Annotated in this window: 16 protein-coding genes; all 16 read left to right on the top strand. The window is 63.3% G+C overall.

Going from position 1 to position 18503, the window contains the following annotated elements; genetic code table 11:
- Window positions 1-237: 237 nt before the first annotated feature.
- The 16 genes from ACEN83_RS12570 to ACEN83_RS12495 all read left to right on the top strand — a co-directional run bounded on the left by ACEN83_RS12570 (window position 238) and on the right by ACEN83_RS12495 (window position 18420).
- Window positions 238-567 carry a DUF485 domain-containing protein gene (locus ACEN83_RS12570; RefSeq protein ID WP_103398016.1) on the top strand — a complete coding sequence of 110 codons (330 nt, stop codon included), beginning with the start codon at window positions 238-240 and terminating at the stop codon, window positions 565-567.
- Window positions 564-2213, top strand: a complete 1650-nt coding sequence (locus ACEN83_RS12565; protein ID WP_495580475.1) for a cation acetate symporter — start codon at window positions 564-566, stop codon at window positions 2211-2213. The genes ACEN83_RS12570 and ACEN83_RS12565 overlap by 4 nt, the downstream gene beginning before the upstream one ends.
- A 173-nt stretch (window positions 2214-2386) precedes the next feature.
- A complete protein-coding gene (locus ACEN83_RS12560; RefSeq protein ID WP_116582682.1) occupies window positions 2387-3637 on the top strand; it encodes an OprD family porin in 1251 nt (416 codons plus the stop codon).
- Window positions 3638-3925: 288 nt separating this feature from the next.
- Window positions 3926-5629: an AMP-binding protein gene (locus ACEN83_RS12555; RefSeq protein ID WP_495580474.1), complete on the top strand. Its 1704-nt coding sequence runs from the start codon at window positions 3926-3928 to the stop codon at window positions 5627-5629.
- Window positions 5630-5736: 107 nt separating this feature from the next.
- Complete coding sequence (locus ACEN83_RS12550) at window positions 5737-7245, top strand: CoA-acylating methylmalonate-semialdehyde dehydrogenase (RefSeq protein WP_495580473.1); 1509 nt, start codon at window positions 5737-5739, stop codon at window positions 7243-7245.
- 89 nt (window positions 7246-7334) lie between these two features.
- Window positions 7335-8225 carry a 3-hydroxyisobutyrate dehydrogenase gene (gene mmsB / locus ACEN83_RS12545; RefSeq protein WP_495580472.1) on the top strand — a complete coding sequence of 297 codons (891 nt, stop codon included), beginning with the start codon at window positions 7335-7337 and terminating at the stop codon, window positions 8223-8225.
- A gap of 2 nt (window positions 8226-8227) precedes the next feature.
- Window positions 8228-9316 carry an enoyl-CoA hydratase/isomerase family protein gene (locus ACEN83_RS12540; RefSeq protein ID WP_495580471.1) on the top strand — a complete coding sequence of 363 codons (1089 nt, stop codon included), beginning with the start codon at window positions 8228-8230 and terminating at the stop codon, window positions 9314-9316.
- Window positions 9317-9334: 18 nt separating this feature from the next.
- Window positions 9335-10486 carry an acyl-CoA dehydrogenase family protein gene (locus ACEN83_RS12535; protein ID WP_495580470.1) on the top strand — a complete coding sequence of 384 codons (1152 nt, stop codon included), beginning with the start codon at window positions 9335-9337 and terminating at the stop codon, window positions 10484-10486.
- Window positions 10487-10552: 66 nt separating this feature from the next.
- On the top strand, window positions 10553-12181 hold the full coding sequence (locus ACEN83_RS12530) for a methyl-accepting chemotaxis protein (RefSeq protein WP_495580469.1): 1629 nt from the start codon (window positions 10553-10555) through the stop codon (window positions 12179-12181).
- Entirely contained in the window at window positions 12178-12861 is a 684-nt protein-coding gene (locus ACEN83_RS12525) for a TetR/AcrR family transcriptional regulator (RefSeq protein WP_495580468.1), read from the top strand. Before ACEN83_RS12530 ends, ACEN83_RS12525 begins: the two co-directional genes overlap by 4 nt.
- A gap of 343 nt (window positions 12862-13204) precedes the next feature.
- Window positions 13205-13981 (top strand): ABC transporter substrate-binding protein, encoded by a 777-nt coding sequence (locus tag ACEN83_RS12520; RefSeq protein WP_495580467.1) that lies wholly within the window; start codon window positions 13205-13207, stop codon window positions 13979-13981.
- Between the two features lie 97 nt (window positions 13982-14078).
- Window positions 14079-14768 (top strand): ABC transporter permease, encoded by a 690-nt coding sequence (locus ACEN83_RS12515; RefSeq protein WP_007978261.1) that lies wholly within the window; start codon window positions 14079-14081, stop codon window positions 14766-14768.
- Window positions 14769-14780: 12 nt separating this feature from the next.
- Window positions 14781-15479, top strand: a complete 699-nt coding sequence (locus ACEN83_RS12510) for an ABC transporter permease (RefSeq protein WP_015094766.1) — start codon at window positions 14781-14783, stop codon at window positions 15477-15479.
- A 9-nt stretch (window positions 15480-15488) separates the two neighbouring features.
- Window positions 15489-16601 carry a succinylglutamate desuccinylase/aspartoacylase family protein gene (locus ACEN83_RS12505; protein ID WP_495580466.1) on the top strand — a complete coding sequence of 371 codons (1113 nt, stop codon included), beginning with the start codon at window positions 15489-15491 and terminating at the stop codon, window positions 16599-16601.
- 18 nt (window positions 16602-16619) lie between these two features.
- Window positions 16620-17384 (top strand): ABC transporter ATP-binding protein, encoded by a 765-nt coding sequence (locus ACEN83_RS12500; protein ID WP_495580465.1) that lies wholly within the window; start codon window positions 16620-16622, stop codon window positions 17382-17384.
- A 127-nt stretch (window positions 17385-17511) separates the two neighbouring features.
- On the top strand, window positions 17512-18420 hold the full coding sequence (locus ACEN83_RS12495) for a MurR/RpiR family transcriptional regulator (protein ID WP_095966926.1): 909 nt from the start codon (window positions 17512-17514) through the stop codon (window positions 18418-18420).
- The last annotated feature ends 83 nt before the right edge of the window (window positions 18421-18503 follow it).

Raw genomic sequence — 18503 nt, 5'->3', positions numbered from 1 at the left:
AACAGCGCAATCGCGACCACGGTTCTCGCCTGCCATTGGTCCGATCCTCTGCTCGCTTCGCAGCCGATCAGGCCCGCCCTCCTGCTCCGCCCACTCTCCTTCGAAAGATCGTCCGGGCGGCAATAACCCCAGCACATCCGCATTCAGGTGGCGCCCCGCATCGGGTCGCTACCCGGGTACCCGTACGCCCCTCAAAAGGCCGAACGACAAAAACAACTAGAAAAACGGAGCCTCACCATGACGACTGACCATCCGAACCACGCCCAGACCTGTGCACGGGTCAGGGCCAACCCCAAGTTCCAGCGCCTGGCGCGTCAGCGCGCACTGCTGGCCTGGACACTGAGCGGCGCGGTCCTGGCGATCTATTACAGCTTCATCATGGTGGTGGCGTTCGCTCCTGCCTGGCTGCACCTGCCGCTGTATGACGGCAGCCACCTCAGCCTCGGCATGCCAATCGGCGTGACGATCATCCTGTTGTCCTGGCTACTCACCGCCTGGTACGTGCACAGCGCCAACACCCGCTTCGACGTGCTCAGCTCGCAGATCCTCCAGGAGTCCCGCGCATGAAACGTCTGTCCGCCCTTCTCGCTCTTTGCCCTCTGCTGGCCAATGCCGACACCATCACCGCAGAGAAGCAACCGCTCAACGTGCATGCCATCGGCATGTTCTTCGTCTTCGTCCTTGCCACGTTGCTGATCACCTGGTGGGCGTCCCGCCGCACCCGTTCCGCCGCCGATTTCTACAGCGCCGGTGGCGGTATCACCGGCTTTCAGAATGGCCTGGCAATCGCCGGCGACTACATGTCGGCGGCCACTCTGCTGGGCCTGTCGAGCCTGGTCTTCGCCAAGGGTTACGACGGTTTCGTCTACATCATCGGCTTCTTCGTCGGCTGGCCGATCGTCACCTTCCTGATGGCCGAGCGCTTGCGCAATCTGGGCCGCTACACCTTCGCCGACATTGTCTCCTACCGCCTCGATCAAACCCGCGTACGCAGCTTTGCCGCCCTCGGATCGCTGACCGTAGTGTGCTGCTATCTGGTGGTGCAAATGGTCGGTGCCGGCCAGCTGATAAAGCTGCTGTTCGGTCTCGACTACCGCACGGCGGTGGTGGTGGTCGGACTGTTGATGCTGGTCTATGTGATCTTCGGCGGCATGCTCGCCACCACCTGGGTACAGATCACCAAGGCGGTCCTGCTACTGGCGGGCGGCACCACCCTGGTGCTGATGGCCCTGAGTCGCTTCGACTTCAGCTTCGAGACGCTGGCCGCCCAGGCTGTGGCGGTGCATGCCAGCGGCGTGCAGATCATGGGCCCGGGCACCTTGCTGGCCGACCCGATCAACGCGGTGTCCCTATCCCTCGGCCTGGTCTTCGGCATTGCCGGTCTGCCGCACATCCTGATGCGTTTCTTCACGGTGCCCAATGCCAAGGAGGCACGTAAATCGGTGTTGTTCGCCACGGTGTTCATCGGTTTTTTCTTCCTGGTGGTCTGCGTCCTGGGCTATACCGCCATCGTCATCGTCGGCACGGATCCGCAGTACTACGTCGACGGCAAGCTCGGCGGGGCCATGATCGGCGGCGGCAACATGGTGGCCATGCACCTGGCGAAGGCGGTGGGCGGCAACCTGTTTCTCGGCTTCCTCTCTGCCGTGGCGTTCGCCACCATTCTCGCGGTGGTGGCCGGCCTGGCCCTGGCCGGTGCCTCGGCCATCTCCCATGACCTTTACGCGTCGGTATTGAAGAAGGGCTGCGCCGACGAGAAACAGGAAATGCGCGTGTCACGCATCGCCACCGTCTGCCTGGGCATCGTGGCGATTTCCCTCGGCATTCTGTTCGAAGGCCAGAACATCGCCTTCCTGGTCGGCCTGACATTCGGTATCGCCGCCTCGGCGAATTTCCCGGTACTGATCATGGCCATGTACTGGGGTGGCCTGACCACCCGCGGCGCCCTCTATGGCGGCCTGACCGGACTGATCAGCGCCCTGGCCCTGGTGATCGGCTCGCCGTCGGTATGGGTCGGCGTGTTGGGGCATGCCCAAGCGCTGTTCCCTTACGACCAGCCGGCGCTGTTCTCGATGCCACTGGCCTTCGTGGTCATAGTGGTCGCTTCCAGGCTTGACCGCAGCGAGCGTGCCAACCGCGAGCGCGCCGCCTATGCCGACCAGTTCGTCCGTGCCCAGACCGGCCTTGGAGCTTCCATGGCCAGCAGTCACTGACGCTGATTTTTCCGGGGCTGACGCCCCGAGCGCGAGTCCGCTCCTTTGCTTCGCGCTTTTTTACACCCGCCCTGCGCCGCTCGGTGCAGGACACCCCACAAGCGCCCTTCCCTCGCCAATGCCAAGTGGCGCGGGAGCGGCTCGTCGACAACAAAAACAACAAAAGGCCTCCAATGAAACCCACCACCCTCACTCTGTTCCTGGCCGGCAGCGGCCTCGCTGCACAGGCTCATGCCGACTTCCTGGCCGACAGCACGGCCAGGCTGGAGATGCGCAACTTCTACTTCAACCGTGACTTCCGCCAGGCCAATGCCGCCCAGTCCAAGCAAGAAGAATGGGCCCAGGGATTCCTGCTGCGCTACGAATCCGGTTATACCGATGGCACGGTCGGTTTCGGTATCGATGCCCTTGGCCAGCTCGGCGTCAAGCTCGACTCCAGCCCTGATCGCTCCGGCTCCGGCCTGCTCAAGCGCGATAACGAGCCGCCCAAGCGCGCCAAGGACGAGTATGGCGAACTGGGCCTGACGGCCAAGTTCAAAGCGTCCAACAGTGTGCTCAAGCTCGGCACCCTGACCCCGAAGTTGCCGGTACTGCTGGCCAATGACTCGCGCCTGTTGCCGCAAACATTCCGCGGTGGCCAGTTGAACGTTCAGGAGATCAAAGGTCTGAGCGTCGACGCTGGCCGCGTGGATCGGGTCAACCAGCGCGACTCCTCGGACTACGAGAAAATGACCATCACCACCACCGGCGCCAAGGGCATTGTCGGTGGCCAGGCCCGCAGCGACGCCTTCAATTTCGCCGGCCTGGCCTACCAGTGGAACGAGCGGCTGAACACGGGCTACAACTACGGCGGCCTGGACGACTTCTATCACCAGCACCAGTTCAGTCTGGTCCACGTCCTGCCGCTGGGCGCAGGCCAGACGTTCAAGAGCGACCTGCGCTACGCCCGCTCCACCGACGATGGCCACAGCAACATCGACAACAATGCCTTCGGCGCCATGTTCACCTATGCCCTCGGCGGCCATGCCTTCGGCCTCGGTTACCAACGCATGAGCGGCGACACCGGCTTTGCCTACGTCAATGGCACCGACGCCTTCCTGGTCAACTTCGTGCAGATCAACGATTTCGCCAACAAGGACGAGCGTTCCTGGCAGGCGCGCTACGACTACAACTTCGCGGCCCTCGGTGTTCCCGGCCTGACCTTCATGACCCGCTACCTATCCGGCGACAGCATCGACCTGGGCGCCGGCAAACCCGACGGCCACGAATGGGAGCGCGACACCGACATCGGCTACGTGCTCCAGAGCGGCCCGCTGAAAAACCTCGGTCTCAAGTGGCGCAACGCTACGGTGCGCACCGCCCACTTCGGTAACGACCTCAACGAAAACCGCCTGATCCTCAGCTATACCCTGGCGCTCTGGTAAGTCCCCGCACAAGGCGTGCGCGGCCTGCATCGCTTGACGGTGCGGGCAGCGCACGCCTTGTGCATTTCTGTCGATTCAACGATGCAGCAGGCCCATGCTTTTTTGCACAACATACGGGATTTTTTGAGCATTCTTATTTGATTTATGCCTGCCTATACTCGATTCAACCACCTGGCCATGAACCCGGTCAGTCCCAATAAAAATAAATAGGGCACCCACCGTGAAGCTATCTTTGCTTGCCGTCGTCTCCCCACTTCCAGGTACCCGCGCGCGTCTCGGGAGCCTCCAATGAACAACCACTGCCAACCCTTCCTGGCCGCTCGTGATTTCCTCCTGGCCCACCGTACCGACTACGCCACCGCCGTACGTGACTTCCGCTGGCCGCAGCTGCACGAATTCAACTGGGCGCTGGATTACTTCGATGCCATGGCCGAGGGCAACCAGGCCAACGCCCTGTGGATCGTCGAAGAGGACGGCAGCGAACAACGCTACAGCTTCCAGCAACTGGCAGCGCGCTCCAACCAGGTGGCCAATCACCTGCGTGCCCTCGGCGTGCGCCGCGGCGAACGCATCCTGCTGATGCTCGGTAACGATGTCGCCCTGTGGGAAACCATGCTGGCCGCCTTCAAACTCGGCGCCGTGGTCATTCCCGCCACCGCCCTGCTGACCCCCGATGACCTGAGCGACCGCATCGAGCGCGGCCATGTTCGCCACCTGGTGGTCGGTAGCGCCCATGTCGACAAGTTCGACGGGCTGGGTGAAGACTGCAGCCGCATCTGCGTCGGCCCGTCCCCCGCCGGCTGGACCCCGCACAGCGCCGCCAGCGAGCATTCCGAGCAGTTCGAAACAGAGGGTCGCACACTGGCCACCGACCCGATGCTGCTGTACTTCACCTCCGGCACCACCTCCAAGCCGAAGATGGTGCTGCACAGTCACCAGAGTTACCCGGTCGGCCACCTCTCGACCATGTACTGGATTGGCCTGCAACCGGGCGACCTGCACCTGAACATTTCGTCCCCGGGCTGGGCCAAGCACGCCTGGAGCTGCCTCTTCGCACCCTGGAATGCCGGTGCCTGCATCTTCATCCACAACACTGCACGCTTCAGCGCGCCAGCCCTGCTCGGCGTGCTCGAGCGCTATGGCGTCACCAGCCTGTGCGCGCCACCTACCGTGTGGCGCATGCTGATCCAGGAAGACCTGGCCAGTTACAAGACTCGCCTGCGCCTGCGCGAACTGGTGGGTGCCGGTGAGCCGCTCAACCCGGAGATCATCGAACAAATCCTGCATGCCTGGGGCCTGTTGCTGCGCGACGGCTTCGGCCAGTCGGAAACCACCGCACTGGTCGGCAACACGCCTGGCCAGCGGCTCAAGCCGGGCTCCATGGGCCGTCCGTTGCCGGGCTACCGGGTGACCATGCTCGACCCCGATGGCGTGCCGGGTAACGAAGGCGAAGTGGCCCTGCCGCTGGACGTACGCCCGCTTGGCCTGATGCTGTGCTACGAGGACAGCCCGGAAAAGACTGCCGAAGTGATGCGCGACGGCTACTACCGCACTGGCGACACCGCACAGATCGACGACGAGGGCTACATCACCTTCGTCGGCCGTGCCGATGATGTGTTCAAGGCCTCCGACTACCGCATCAGCCCCTTCGAGCTGGAAAGCGCGCTGATCGAGCACCCGGCGGTGATGGAAGTGGCCGTGGTGCCAAGCCCCGACCCGGTGCGCCTGGCAGTGCCCAAGGCCTATCTGATCCTGGCCCATGACGCACAGGGCAGTCACGAACTGGCCGGCAGCATCCTCGCGTTCGCCCGCGAGCACCTGGCGCCCTACAAGCGAGTACGGCGCATCGAGTTTGTCAGCGAACTACCCAAGACCATCTCCGGAAAAATCCGCCGGGTGGAACTGCGGCAAATGGAAGTGCAGCGTCGCCAGGGCGACGCACGTGGCCCGCAGGAATACTTCGAAGAAGACTTCCCGCAACTCAAAGGCTGACCCCTGGGGCCGGCATGCCGGCCCCTCTCCCGAATCCAGACCCGACCACTCGGCCAACCACGCCGAGGGGACTCATTCGCCCTAACAAAAGCAGACAGGACCCGTAAATGACCTCTTCCATCGTTCCCAGCGTCAAGCTTCTCATAAACGGCGAATTCGTCGAATCGCGCACCACCCAGTGGCGCGACGTGGTCAACCCGGCCACCCAGGAAGTCCTGGCCCGCGTCCCCTTCGCCACCGCCGAGGAAATGGACGCCGCCGTTGCCAGCGCCAAACAAGCCTTCAAGACCTGGCGCAAGACCCCGATCGGTGTCCGTGCCCGTGTGTTCCTCAAGTACCAGCAGCTGATCCGCGAGAACATCAAGGAACTGGCCACCCTGCTCACCGCCGAGCAGGGCAAGACCCTGCCGGATGCCGAAGGTGACGTGTTCCGCGGCCTGGAAGTGGTCGAGCACGCCGCCAGCATCGGCAATTTGCAGATGGGCGAATTGGCCAACAACGTGGCCAACGGCGTCGACACCTACACCCTGCTGCAGCCGCTGGGCGTGTGCGCCGGCATCACCCCGTTCAACTTCCCGGCGATGATCCCGCTGTGGATGTTCCCGATGGCCATTGCCACCGGCAACACCTTCGTCCTCAAGCCATCCGAACAGGATCCGCTGGTGACCATGCGCCTGGTGGAACTGGCCCTGGAAGCCGGGGTACCCAAGGGCGTGCTCAACGTCATCCACGGTGGCGTCGACGCGGTGAACCTGATCTGCGACCACCCGGACATCAAGGCCGTGTCCTTCGTCGGCTCGACCAAGGTCGGCACCCACGTCTACAACCGTGCCACCCAGAACGGCAAGCGCGCGCAGTGCATGATGGGCGCGAAGAACCATGCCATCGTCTTGCCCGATGCCAACCGGCAGCAGACCCTGAACAACCTGCTGGGCGCCTCCTTCGGCGCTGCCGGCCAGCGCTGCATGGCCCTGCCGGTGGTGATCCTGGTCGGTGAAGCGCAGACCTGGCTGCCGGACCTGATCGAACGAACCAAGACCCTCAAGATCAATGGTGGTACCGAGCCGGGCACCGACATCGGCCCAGTGATCTCCTGCGCCGCCCTGGAGCGCGTCAACGGCCTGATCGCCAGCGGCATCGAAGAAGGCGCGAAGCTTGAACTGGATGGGCGCAACCCGAGCGTGCCGGGCTACCAGGACGGCAACTTCGTCGGCCCGACCATTTTCTCCGGCGTCACCGCGCAGATGTCCGTGTACCGCGAAGAGATCTTCGGCCCGGTGCTGTGCGTCATGCACGCCGCCAACCTGGACGAGGCGATCAAGATCATCAACGCCAACCCGAACGGCAACGGCACTGCCCTGTTCACCCGTTCCGGCGCAGCCGCGCGGCACTTCCAGGAAGAGATCGACGTCGGCCAGGTCGGCATCAACGTGCCAATCCCGGTACCGGTCCCGCTGTTCTCCTTCTCCGGTTCGCGCGCCTCCAAGCTGGGCGACCTGGGCCCGTACGGCAAGCAAGTGGTGACCTTCTACACCCAGACCAAGACGATCACCCAGCGCTGGTTCGACGAGGACGACACCGGCGGCGCGGTGAACACCACCATTACTCTGAAATGACCTTTGCCGGCCGGCGCCTTGCGTCGGCCGACGACAAGCGCGCGCAGGGATTCCTGCGCCACTGCCCCCTCTCGTAAAAGGTAGCCAACATGCATATCGGATTTCTCGGCCTCGGCAACATGGGCGGCCCAATGGCCCGTAACCTGCTCAAGGCCGGCCACAGCCTGACCGTCTTCGATCCCTTCCCCCAGGCGGTCGCCGCACTGGTGGAGGCCGGCGCCAACGCCGCCGACTCACCCGCGGCCGTGGCCAAGGCCAGGGTCGAGGTGATCATCACCATGCTGCCGACCGCCGAGCACGTGAAGCAGGTCTATCGCGGCAAGGATGGACTGCTGGCCAATATCGGCCCGGGCGTGCTGTTGATCGACAGTTCGACCATCGACCCGCTGAGCACCCGCGAGGTGGCGAAATACGCCCTTGCCCAAGGCAACCCGATGCTCGACGCGCCGGTATCCGGCGGCACCGGCGGTGCGGCGGCCGGCACCCTGACCTTTATGGTCGGTGGCCCGGACAGCGTGTTCGACCAGGCCCTGCCGATCCTCTCGGCCATGGGCAAGAACATCGTGCACTGCGGCGCGGCAGGCAACGGCCAGGTGGCCAAGATCGCCAACAACATGCTGCTCGGCATCTCCATGATCGGCGTCGCCGAAACCATGGCCCTGGGGGTGGCCCTCGGGATCGACGCCAAGGTGCTGGCCGGGATCATCAATACCTCCACCGGTCGCTGCTGGAGCTCGGAGGTCAACAATCCGTTCCCGGGCGTACTGGAAAAGGCGCCGGCCTCACGGGGCTACAGCGGCGGCTTTGGCAGCGACCTGATGCTCAAGGACCTGGGCCTGGCCACTGAAGCGGCCCGGCACGCGCGTCAACCGGTCGCGCTCGGTGCCGTAGCCCAGCAGCTGTACCAGACCTTCAGCCTGCAAGGTAACGGCGGCCTGGACTTCTCCGCCATCATCAACCTGTTCCGCGGGGAAGCCTGAACATGAGCGAGCAGCAAGCCCCGGTGCTGGCCAGCGTACGCAACCGTGTCGGCCACCTGACACTGAATCGGCCAAGCGCGTTGAACACCCTGGACCTGCCCATGGTGCGTCTGCTCTGCCGACACCTGTGGGCGTGGGAGCAGGACCCGGAGATCGTCGCCGTGACCCTTCGCGGCGCCGGTGAAAAGGCCTTCTGCGCCGGTGGCGACATCCGCATGCTGTACGACAGCTACAAGGCCGGCGACAACCTGCATGAGCTGTTCCTCGAAGAGGAGTACGCCCTGGACGAGTATCTGCATGGCTACACCAAGCCAGTGCTGGCACTGCTCGATGGTTTTGTCCTCGGTGGCGGCATGGGCCTGGCCCAGGCCGCCTCGTTGCGGGTGATCACCGAACGCACGCGGATGGGCATGCCGGAAGTCGGCATCGGCTTTTTCCCCGATGTCGGCGGCAGCTATTTCCTGCCGCGCCTGCCGGGTGAGCTGGGAACCTACCTGGGTATCACCGGCTGCCAGGTGCGTGCCGCCGATGCCCTCTATGCGAACCTTGCCGACTACTACCTGCCCAGCGAACGGCTGGCCGAGCTGGATGCCTGCCTCGACCACCTGAACTGGACCGCGGCGCCCGTCGAAGACTTGCAGGACCTGCTCGCCGACATGGCTACCGAGCGACTTGCCGGTTCCGAGCTCAAGGCCTGTCACCAGGCGATCGACGAGTATTTCGCCTTGCCCGATGTCCCGGCCATTCACGCCGCGCTGCAGCGCGAACAACGCCCCGAGCTGCAAGACTGGGCCGAGCAGACGATGAAGCTGCTCGACAGCCGCTCGCCATTGGCGATGGCCACGACGCTCGAGTTGTTGCGCCGTGGTCGCGACCTGAGCCTGGCCGAGTGCTTCGCCCTTGAGTTGCACCTGGACTACCAGTGGTTCGACAAGGGCGACCTGATGGAGGGAGTGCGCGCCCTGATCATCGACAAGGACAAGTGCCCACGCTGGAACCCGCCAACCCTGACAGAACTGGCACCTGCCCGGGTGCAAGCCTTCTTCAACGACTTTGAACGCGCCTCCGGCAAGCCCGTACGCACCGCCTGACTGGCAGGAGACTTTGCAATGCACGATATCGAACTGACCGAAGAACAACGCATGATCCGCGACATGGCGCGCGACTTCGCCCGCAGCGACGGCGCGCCGCATGCCCAGGCCTGGGAGAAGGCCGGCTGGATCGATGACGCCGTGGTGGCGCAGATGGGCGAGCTGGGCCTGCTGGGCATGGTCGTGCCGGACACCTGGGGCGGCAGCTATACCGACTATGTGGCCTACGCCCTGGCCGTTGAAGAAATCTCGGCCGGCGACGGTGCCCTCGGCGCGCTGATGAGCATCCACAATTCGGTGGGCTGCGGCCCGCTGCTGAAATACGGCACCCCTGCGCAGCAGGACAGTTGGCTGCCGCTGCTGGTCACTGGTCAAGCGATCGGCTGCTTCTGCCTGACCGAGCCACAGGCCGGCTCCGAAGCGCACAACCTGCGTACCCGTGCCGAACTCCGCGACGGCCAATGGGTACTCAATGGCGCCAAGCAATTCGTCAGCAACGGCGAGCGGGCCAAGCTGGCCATTGTCTTCGCCGTCACTGATGCGCAACTGGGCAAGAAAGGGCTGTCGGCCTTCCTGGTCCCCACTGACAACGCCGGATTCGTGGTCGACCGACGCGAACACAAGATGGGCATCAAGGCCTCCGATACCTGCGCGGTGACCTTGAACAACTGCACCATTCCCGAGGCCAACCTGCTGGGTGAACGCGGCAAAGGCCTGGCCATTGCCCTGTCGAACCTGGAAGGCGGCCGCATCGGCATCGCCGCCCAGGCCCTGGGCATCGCCCGCGCCGCCTTCGAGGCTGCCCTGGGCTATGCCCGCGAACGCGTCCAGTTCGGCAAGCCGATCATCGAACACCAAAGCGTGTCCAACCTGCTCGCCGACATGCACACCCGACTCAACGCCAGCCGCCTGATGGTCCTGCATGCCGCGCGCCTGAAAAGCGCCGGGCAACCGTGCCTGTCCGAAGCTTCCCAGGCCAAGCTGTTCGCCTCGGAAATGGCCGAACGCGTGTGCTCCAGTGCCCTGCAGATCCATGGCGGCTACGGCTACCTGGAAGACTACCCGGTGGAGCGCTACTACCGAGACGCGCGCATCACCCAGATCTACGAAGGCTCCAGCGAAGTCCAGCGCCTGCTGATCGCCCGCGAACTGAGCCACTACGCACTCTGACCCCCTCGAGCCGGACACGACCACCGCGTCCGGCTTTCACCTGCCTTCCCTCTCGCGGAGTTGCCCATGCCCGGCTTGCGCAATATTTCCATTAGCCGACGTCTGTGGCTGATTTTGCTGACATCCATCCTGATGCTGCTGATTCTCGCCGGCCTGATGCTCAAGCAGAGCCATGACGACCTTTACACGGCCAAGGCGCTGAAAACCCGCCACGTGGTCGAGACCGCCAGCGGCATCCTGCGCCACTTCCAGAGCCTGGAAGCCCAGGGCCTCAGTCGTGAGCAGGCGCAGCAACAAGCCATCGCGGTCATGCGCGACTTGCGCTACGACCGCGAGGACTACTTCTGGCTCGAAGACCTCGACACACGCATGGTCATGCACCCCAATGCCAAGCTCGAGGGCAAGCGCATGGCCGGTACACTCGATCCGGACGGCAAGGCGCTGTTCGACGAAATGGTCGCCACCGCCAAACGCGATGGCGCCGGGCTGGTGCACTACCGCTGGCCCAAGCCGGGTTCCGATGCGCCAGTGGAGAAGGTTTCCTACGTCGAACTGTTCAAGCCCTGGGGCTGGATTGTCGGCTCGGGCATCTACATCGACGACGTGCAGGTCGAGTTCCGCCGCCAGCTGCTCCAGGCTTTTGTCATATTGCTGACGATCACCCTGATGCTCAGTGCGCTGATCCTGCTGATTGCCCGCAGCATCGCCTCGCCACTGACGCGAGTGGTCGATGCAATGGAAAACATCGCCAGCGGCGAAGCCGATCTGACCCGTCATCTGGATAACCGCTGGCGCGATGAGCTGACGGACTTGAGCGGTCATTTCAATGTGTTCACCAACAAGCTGCGTGGCGTGATCAGCCAATCCATGCAGTCCGCCGACAGCCTGGACCAGGCTTCGAAGTCGCTCGGTGAAATCGCCGCCGATAGCCAGAACCACAGCCAGCAGCAATCGCAGCAGATGGACCTGGTCGCCACCGCCATCCATGAGGTCTCCTACGCCGTGCAGGAAGTGGCCAGGAACGCCGAGCACGCGGCCAACGAAGTTCGCCAGGCCGAAGAACAGGCTCGCCGGGGCCAACACAACATCGACAGCAGCCTGCTCCAGATCGACCAGTTGTCCGATACCATCGGCCAGGCCGTCGAGGTGATCCAGAGCCTGGCCCGGGAAAGTATCCAGATCGGCAGCGTGCTGGAAGTGATCCGCGCCATCGCCGAGCAGACCAACCTGCTCGCCCTGAACGCCGCCATCGAGGCGGCGCGCGCCGGCGAACAGGGTCGCGGCTTCGCGGTGGTGGCCGACGAAGTGCGCCTGCTGGCACAGCGCACCCAGCAGTCCACCGCGCAAATCCAGGACATGATCGAGCGCCTGCACGGCAACTCCGAAGCCGCGGTGGATGTCATCAATGCCAGCAGCCAGGCCGCTCGACAAACCGTGGAGCAGGCCCACCAAACGGCTGAAAGCCTGCACCAGGTACTGGGCGCGCTGCGCAATGTCACTGAACTGAACGCCTCGATCGCCAGCGCCACCCTGGAGCAGTCACACGTGGTCGAAGACATCAACCAGAATGTGACTCGAGCAGCCTCTCTGGCCCACGAAAATGCCCAGGCAGCAGACCGTTCCAATGCGGCGAGCCAGGAACTGGGCCAACTGGCGGGTCAGCTCAATCGGCTGTTGGGGCAGTTTCGCGTATGAGGTGGATGAGCAACATGCAGACTTCCAGATCCCTTTTTGCCATACCTGTCGACGAAGCGCGCAACTCGCGCTACCTGGAAACGCGGCACAAGGCGGTCGAGCTGTTCGCCAGGCACGGTTTCAGCCGGGTCAGCATGCGCGACCTGGCCACTGGCCTGGGGATCACGGCCGGCTCCCTCTACAACCACATCGATAACAAAGAGGCACTGCTGTTTGAACTGATCGAGGAGCTCTACGAAGCGTTGCTTGATGGCGCCCGCCTGGTGACCCGGCGCAAATCCGCCCCCACTGCACGACTGCACGGCCTGCTCGAGGCGCACCTGCGGCTCCACGAGCGCATGGCCGCGCATTTCCGCCTGGCTGAGTACGACCTCCATTGTTTGAGCTGCGAACAGCAGGCCTCGATCCTGACCCTGCGCGGACGCTACGAGGAGCACCTGGTGGAGGCCATAGAGCAACTCACTGGTAAACCGGCTGGCGCCACCCTGCGCGCGACCATGAACGGCATCGTATCCCTGCTCAATCAGCTGCCGGCCTGGGTCGGGAAGCCCCAGGCCGGCATTGGAGCACGCCGCAAGCTGCTGCATGAGATGGTGATGAGCACGCTGCAGGGGGCATTGCGTGCAACTGAGGCCGCAGACCTTACACGCCCGGAAAAGCCACCGCTCCAGCGCTTATGAAGCATGCAGTGGCCAAGCGACGTCTTGGCCATCAGCCCTATGAATTTGCACCGACGGCATCCCTGCCGATCAGCCTGTGAACCGAACGAGCGCTGCCAAAAAAAGCTCTTTCGCCCCCCGGAAAAATCATTGCGAAGCCCCCGCATAAACGCTCATCAGTGCCTGGAGCGATCGGCCACGGGTGCACGTTGTCACGCCCGGGACTGATATGTTTTTTTTCAGATATCTTGCATATGGATTTTTATTGTGTCATTTATAGCCTCGCCGATCACAGGACTGATCCACCGCGCCAACCCGGATGGCGGGCACCCGTTCCCCCAACGCCCTCCAGGGAGTCAACAATATGAACAAGACAGAACTTCTAGGTGCTCTGGCGCTATGCGCTTTCAGCTTTCTGGCACATGCCGACGAAGACAGCCTGCGTATCGGTATCGAAGCCGCCTACCCGCCCTTCTCCTTCAAGACACCGGAGGGCAACGTCAGCGGGTTCGACTACGACATCGGCAACGCCTTGTGCGAAGAAATGAAGGTCAAGTGCGAATGGGTCATTCAGGAGTTCGACGGCATGATCCCGTCGCTCAAAGTGCGCAAGATCGATGCCGTGCTGTCGTCGATGTCCATCACCGAAGACCGCATGAAGTCCGTGGACTTCAGCAAAAAGTACTACCACACGCCGGGCAAGTTCGCGATGAAGGCCGGCAACGTGATCAACGAACCTCTGGTCGACCTCAAGGGCAAGAAACTCGGCGTGCAACGCTCCTCGACCTACGATCGTTTTGCCACCGAGCAACTGGAAAAAGCCGGCGTCGTCGTGGTGCGCTACTCCTCGCAGAATGAAGCCTTCCTTGACCTCGCCTCGGGTCGTCTGGACGCCACCCTCGCCGACATCGTCAACACCGATGAGAGCTTCATCAAGACAGCGGCGGGCCAGGGTTTCGCATTGACCGGGCCCGACATCAACGACCCGAAATATTTTGGCCGGGGCGCCGGGATCGCCGTGCGCAAAGGCGACAGTGCCAACGTTGCGCGCCTGAGTGCCGCGATCGATGCCATTCGCGCCAACGGCAAGTACCAGCAAGTGATGGCCAGGTACTTCGCGTTCGATATCTACGGCGAGTAAGCCAGCCCCCTGAAACCTGACCCCGGCGCCGGCCCCTGCAGGCGTCTGCCGGGGCTTGTCCTGCGCGCCTCGCGGCGCTCGCTTGAGGAACTTCATCATGCTCCACGGCTACGGATCGAGCATTCTCGATGGCGCCTGGCTGACCATCAACCTGGCCTTGACCTCCATGTCCCTGGCGATTGCCCTGGGCCTGATCGGTGCAGCCTTTCGCCTGTCGCCTCTCAAATGGCTGGCCCTGCTCGGGGAAAGCTACACCACCCTGATTCGCGGCATTCCAGACCTGGTGCTGATCCTGCTGATCTTCTACGGCGGCCAGGACCTGGTGAACCGCCTCGCCCTGGCGCTCGGTTACACCCGCTATATCGACATCAACCCCTACATCGCCGGCGTCTGCACCATGGGCTTCATTTTTGGCGCCTACCTCTCGGAAACCTTTCGCGGCGCCTTCATGGCGATCCCCAAGGGCCAGGCCGAGGCCGGCGTGGCCTATGGCATGGGCGGTGCGCAGGTGTTCTGGCGAATCCTGGTACCGCAGATGATTCGTTTCGCCATTCCCGGGTTCACCAACAACTGGTTGGTACTGACCAAATCCACCGCGCTGATCTCGGTGATCGGCTTGCAGGACATGATGTTCAAAGCCAAGAACGCAGCGGATGCCACACACGAGCCCTTCACGTTTTTCCTCGCGGTGGCGGCGCTGTACCTGATGCTCACCAGCCTGTCCTTGCTGGTGCTGCGCTATCTGGAAAAACACTATTCGGTCGGCATCAAAGCCGCCGAATTGTGAGGGGAGCCACCCATGATTCTCGACTACAACCTGATCTGGGAAAACCTGCCGCTGTACTTCAACGGCGCCTTGTTGACCCTCAAAGTCCTGCTGATTTCCCTGGCCCTGGGCCTGGTGTTGGCGATTCCGTTGGCGCTGATGCGGGTGTCGCGATCGCCGCTGATCAACTTCCCGGCCTGGCTCTATACCTACGTGATTCGCGGCACGCCGATGCTGGTGCAGTTGTTCCTGATCTATTACGGCCTGGCGCAGTTCGAAGCGGTGCGCCAAAGCGTGCTCTGGCCCTACCTCTCCAGCGCCACCTTTTGCGCCTGCCTGGCCTTCGCGATCAACACCAGCGCCTACAGCGCAGAGCTGCTGGCCGGCAGCCTGAAGTCCACCAACCACGGCGAGATCGAAGCCGCCAGGGCCATGGGCATGTCCCGCCTGACCCTGTATCGGCGCATTCTCATGCCGTCGGCCTTGCGCCGGGCATTGCCGCAGTACAGCAACGAAGTGCTGATGATGCTGCAAACCACCAGCCTGGCCTCCATCGTCACCCTCGTCGACATCACCGGGGCCGCGCGGACTGTCAGCTCACGGTTCTACCTGCCGTTCGAGGCGTTTATCACCGCGGGCCTCATCTACCTCGCCCTGACCTTCATTCTGGTGCGTCTGTTCAAGCTGGCCGAGCGCCGCTGGCTGGCGTACCAGGCACCGCGCAAGCACTAAGGAGCTGACATGGAGCACATTCAATACCTGTTGCCGTGGAGTGCCTCGGGCACCGAACGCACGCTGTCGCTGTTCCGCTTTGGCAGTGGAGCACGCAAGGCCTACATCCAGGCGTCGTTACATGCCGACGAGTTGCCGGGGATGCGCGTCGCCGTCGAACTCAAGCGCCGCCTGCTGGAACTGGAAACCCAAGGCCGCCTGACCGGGGTGATCGAGTTGGTGCCCATGGCCAACCCGATCGGTATCGCCCAGATGTTCCAGGCCACCCACCAGGGGCGCTTCGAGTTCTCCAGCGGCAAGAACTTCAATCGCGACTTTCCGGAGTTGGTCGATGCCGTTGCACCGCTGCTGGAAGGCAAATTGACAGACGATGCCGACGCCAACATCGCCCTGATCCGCCGCGCCATGGGTGATGCCCTCGCTGCCATGCCGGCACCGGCCTCGGAACTCGACGGCCTGCGCCGCCTGTTGCTGCAGCATGCCTGTGACGCCGATGTGGTGCTGGACCTGCACTGTGACTTCGAATCGATCATGTTGCTGTATGCGATGCCGCAACACTGGCCACGCTTGCAGTCCCTGGCCGCACGCCTCGGTGCGCAAGTCACGTTGCTGGCCGAGGGTGCCGGCGGCAGCGCCTTCGACGAAGCCTGCGCCATTGCCTGGCTGCGCCTGGCCGAGCGGTTTCCCGAAGCCGATATTCCCCTGGCGTGCGCGGCCACCACCATCGAACTGCGCGGCATGGCCGACACCGGGCGCGAACAATGCCTCGACAGCGCCCAGGCCATTCTCGGCTATCTCGCCGAACAGGGCCTGATCAGCGGTGACTGGCCAGCGGCACCGCCGAGCCGTTGCCAGGCCATGCCATTCGCCGGCGCCCAGTACGCCTGTGCGCCCCATCCCGGTGTGGTGAGCTTTCTGCAACCGCTGGGTGCGCAGGTCAAGGTCGGCGATCCGCTGTTCGAGGTCATTGACCCGCTGACCGACCGCCATAGCGTGGTCAGCGCCAGCACCGACGGCATTCTCTATGCCCGCGAACGCCTGCGTTTTGCCCAGCCCGGATTGTGGCTGGCCAAAGTGGCAGGCGTCACCCCCATTCGCCAGGGTCGCTTGCTCAGCGACTGATTCCAGAGAGTTCAAACCATGTACAAACTTGAAGTTCAGGACCTGCACAAAAGCTACGGCGCGCACCAGGTACTCAAGGGCGTGTCCCTGCAAGCGCAGGCCGGCGACGTGATCAGCATCATCGGCTCCAGCGGCTCCGGCAAAAGTACCTTCCTGCGCTGCATCAACCTGCTGGAGCAACCCAATGCGGGCGATATCGTGCTCAATGGCGAACCGCTCAAGCTGGTGGCCAACAAGTCTGGCGGGCTGAAAGCGGCCGAACCCAGGCAGTTGCAGCGCATGCGTTCGCAACTGTCGATGGTGTTTCAACACTTCAACCTCTGGTCGCACATGAGCGCTCTGGAAAACGTCATGGAAGCCCCGGTGCATGTGCTGGGCCAAAGCAAGAAAGAGGCACGGGAAAAGGCCGAGCACTACCTGGACAAAGTCGGTGTGGCGCACCGCATGCACGCCTGGCCGGCGCACATGTCCGGTGGCGAGCAGCAGCGCGTGGCGATTGCCCGCGCACTGGCGATGGAACCGCAAGTGATGCTGTTCGATGAGCCGACCTCGGCCCTCGACCCCGAACTGGTCGGCGAAGTGCTCAAAGTCATGCAGGACCTGGCACAGGAAGGCCGCACCATGGTGGTGGTGACCCACGAAATGGGCTTTGCCCGCGAGGTTTCCAACCAACTGGTGTTCCTGCACAAGGGTGTTGTCGAAGAGCGCGGCGACCCGCGTGAGGTGCTGGTCAACCCGCAGTCCGAACGCCTGCGGCAGTTTCTGGCCGGGAGCCTGAAGTAAGACCACCACCCACCCGTCCACTGCTCGGCGCTGCCCTGACCAGGCAGGCTTGGGATACACTCCGGCCAACCTTGTCAGGGCATCAGGCACAGCCCTTCTCTCACCTTCAGGAAACGTTGAGCCGGATATGCCAACCCCATCGAAAGACACCACCGTCTATGCCGCGCCGGTCATGCGCAAACTGACGGAAATCGTTTCCGAACTGCCACCGTCACTGCGCAAGGTGGCGGACTTCATCCTGCGTCACCCGCTCAAGGCCGCGACGCTGACCATCGAGGAGATGGCTCACGAAACACTGACCTCACCCGCCGCCGTCAACCGCCTGGCCAAAGCGCTGGACCTCGGTGGCTACAGCGGCATGAAGGCCGAGCTGGTCGCCACCTTGCAGCAGATGGTCTCGCCGGTGGACAAACTGCGCAACGAACTGGCCCATCGACCGGGCGGCGCGTTTGGCCTGCATGAACAACTGCAGAGCGCCAGCAGCAACCTGGCCACGGCGGTGACCAACAACCACGCCGACACCTTTGAAGCCTTCGTCACACGCCTGAGCACGGCACGCAAAATCTACATCCTGGGCTTCGGCAACAGTGTTTACTTCGCCGGCCTCGCCGCGTCGACCCTGATGCCCTTCTGTGCCGACGCCACGGCCATCAGCATGGAGGGTGGTAACGAAAATGCCGCCTACCGCCTGGCCGCGATTACCGATCAGGACGTGTTGCTGGCAATCTCCCTGCCGCGCTACTCCCTCGACACCCTGCAACTGGCACGCTTCGCCAATGAACGCGGCGCATCCGTGCTGGCAATCACCGACTCACCCGCCTCGCCGCTCACCGGCATTGCCGAGCACACGCTGTTTGCCCCTTGCGACCACCCGGTGCTGACCAGCTCCAATATCGCCGTACTGGCCCTGATCGAAGGCTTGGTCGCCGGTGTGATGGCGCGTAATAAGGAAGCGGTCAAACTGGCCACCGAACTGACTGAAAGCGTGATGTCGTACCTGCACATTCCAGCCAGCGGTAAACCCGCGAAGAAGTGATTGCGTTGTGGTTTTGCCTTGCAGACCTGTGCCGTCACTGACAGTCATGGGTTGAATCCCCCAGTCGTTTTCTGCCTCTTGCG

Source organism: Pseudomonas sp. Pseusp49 (assembly GCF_059491875.1).
The sequence above is the reverse complement of the archived record's forward strand: the minus strand, read 5'-3'. Positions and strand labels throughout refer to the sequence as shown.

Coding starts and splice junctions, on each gene's coding strand:
- ACEN83_RS12555 (WP_495580474.1), top strand. CDS start 3,926: ATGAACAACCACTGCCAACCCTTCCTGGCCGCTCGTGATTTCCTCCTG.
- mmsB (WP_495580472.1), top strand. CDS start 7,335: ATGCATATCGGATTTCTCGGCCTCGGCAACATGGGCGGCCCAATGGCC.
- ACEN83_RS12565 (WP_495580475.1), top strand. CDS start 564: ATGAAACGTCTGTCCGCCCTTCTCGCTCTTTGCCCTCTGCTGGCCAAT.
- ACEN83_RS12550 (WP_495580473.1), top strand. CDS start 5,737: ATGACCTCTTCCATCGTTCCCAGCGTCAAGCTTCTCATAAACGGCGAA.
- ACEN83_RS12515 (WP_007978261.1), top strand. CDS start 14,079: ATGCTCCACGGCTACGGATCGAGCATTCTCGATGGCGCCTGGCTGACC.
- ACEN83_RS12495 (WP_095966926.1), top strand. CDS start 17,512: ATGCCAACCCCATCGAAAGACACCACCGTCTATGCCGCGCCGGTCATG.
- ACEN83_RS12510 (WP_015094766.1), top strand. CDS start 14,781: ATGATTCTCGACTACAACCTGATCTGGGAAAACCTGCCGCTGTACTTC.
- ACEN83_RS12500 (WP_495580465.1), top strand. CDS start 16,620: ATGTACAAACTTGAAGTTCAGGACCTGCACAAAAGCTACGGCGCGCAC.
- ACEN83_RS12530 (WP_495580469.1), top strand. CDS start 10,553: ATGCCCGGCTTGCGCAATATTTCCATTAGCCGACGTCTGTGGCTGATT.
- ACEN83_RS12520 (WP_495580467.1), top strand. CDS start 13,205: ATGAACAAGACAGAACTTCTAGGTGCTCTGGCGCTATGCGCTTTCAGC.
- ACEN83_RS12570 (WP_103398016.1), top strand. CDS start 238: ATGACGACTGACCATCCGAACCACGCCCAGACCTGTGCACGGGTCAGG.
- ACEN83_RS12535 (WP_495580470.1), top strand. CDS start 9,335: ATGCACGATATCGAACTGACCGAAGAACAACGCATGATCCGCGACATG.
- ACEN83_RS12540 (WP_495580471.1), top strand. CDS start 8,228: ATGAGCGAGCAGCAAGCCCCGGTGCTGGCCAGCGTACGCAACCGTGTC.
- ACEN83_RS12525 (WP_495580468.1), top strand. CDS start 12,178: ATGAGGTGGATGAGCAACATGCAGACTTCCAGATCCCTTTTTGCCATA.
- ACEN83_RS12505 (WP_495580466.1), top strand. CDS start 15,489: ATGGAGCACATTCAATACCTGTTGCCGTGGAGTGCCTCGGGCACCGAA.
- ACEN83_RS12560 (WP_116582682.1), top strand. CDS start 2,387: ATGAAACCCACCACCCTCACTCTGTTCCTGGCCGGCAGCGGCCTCGCT.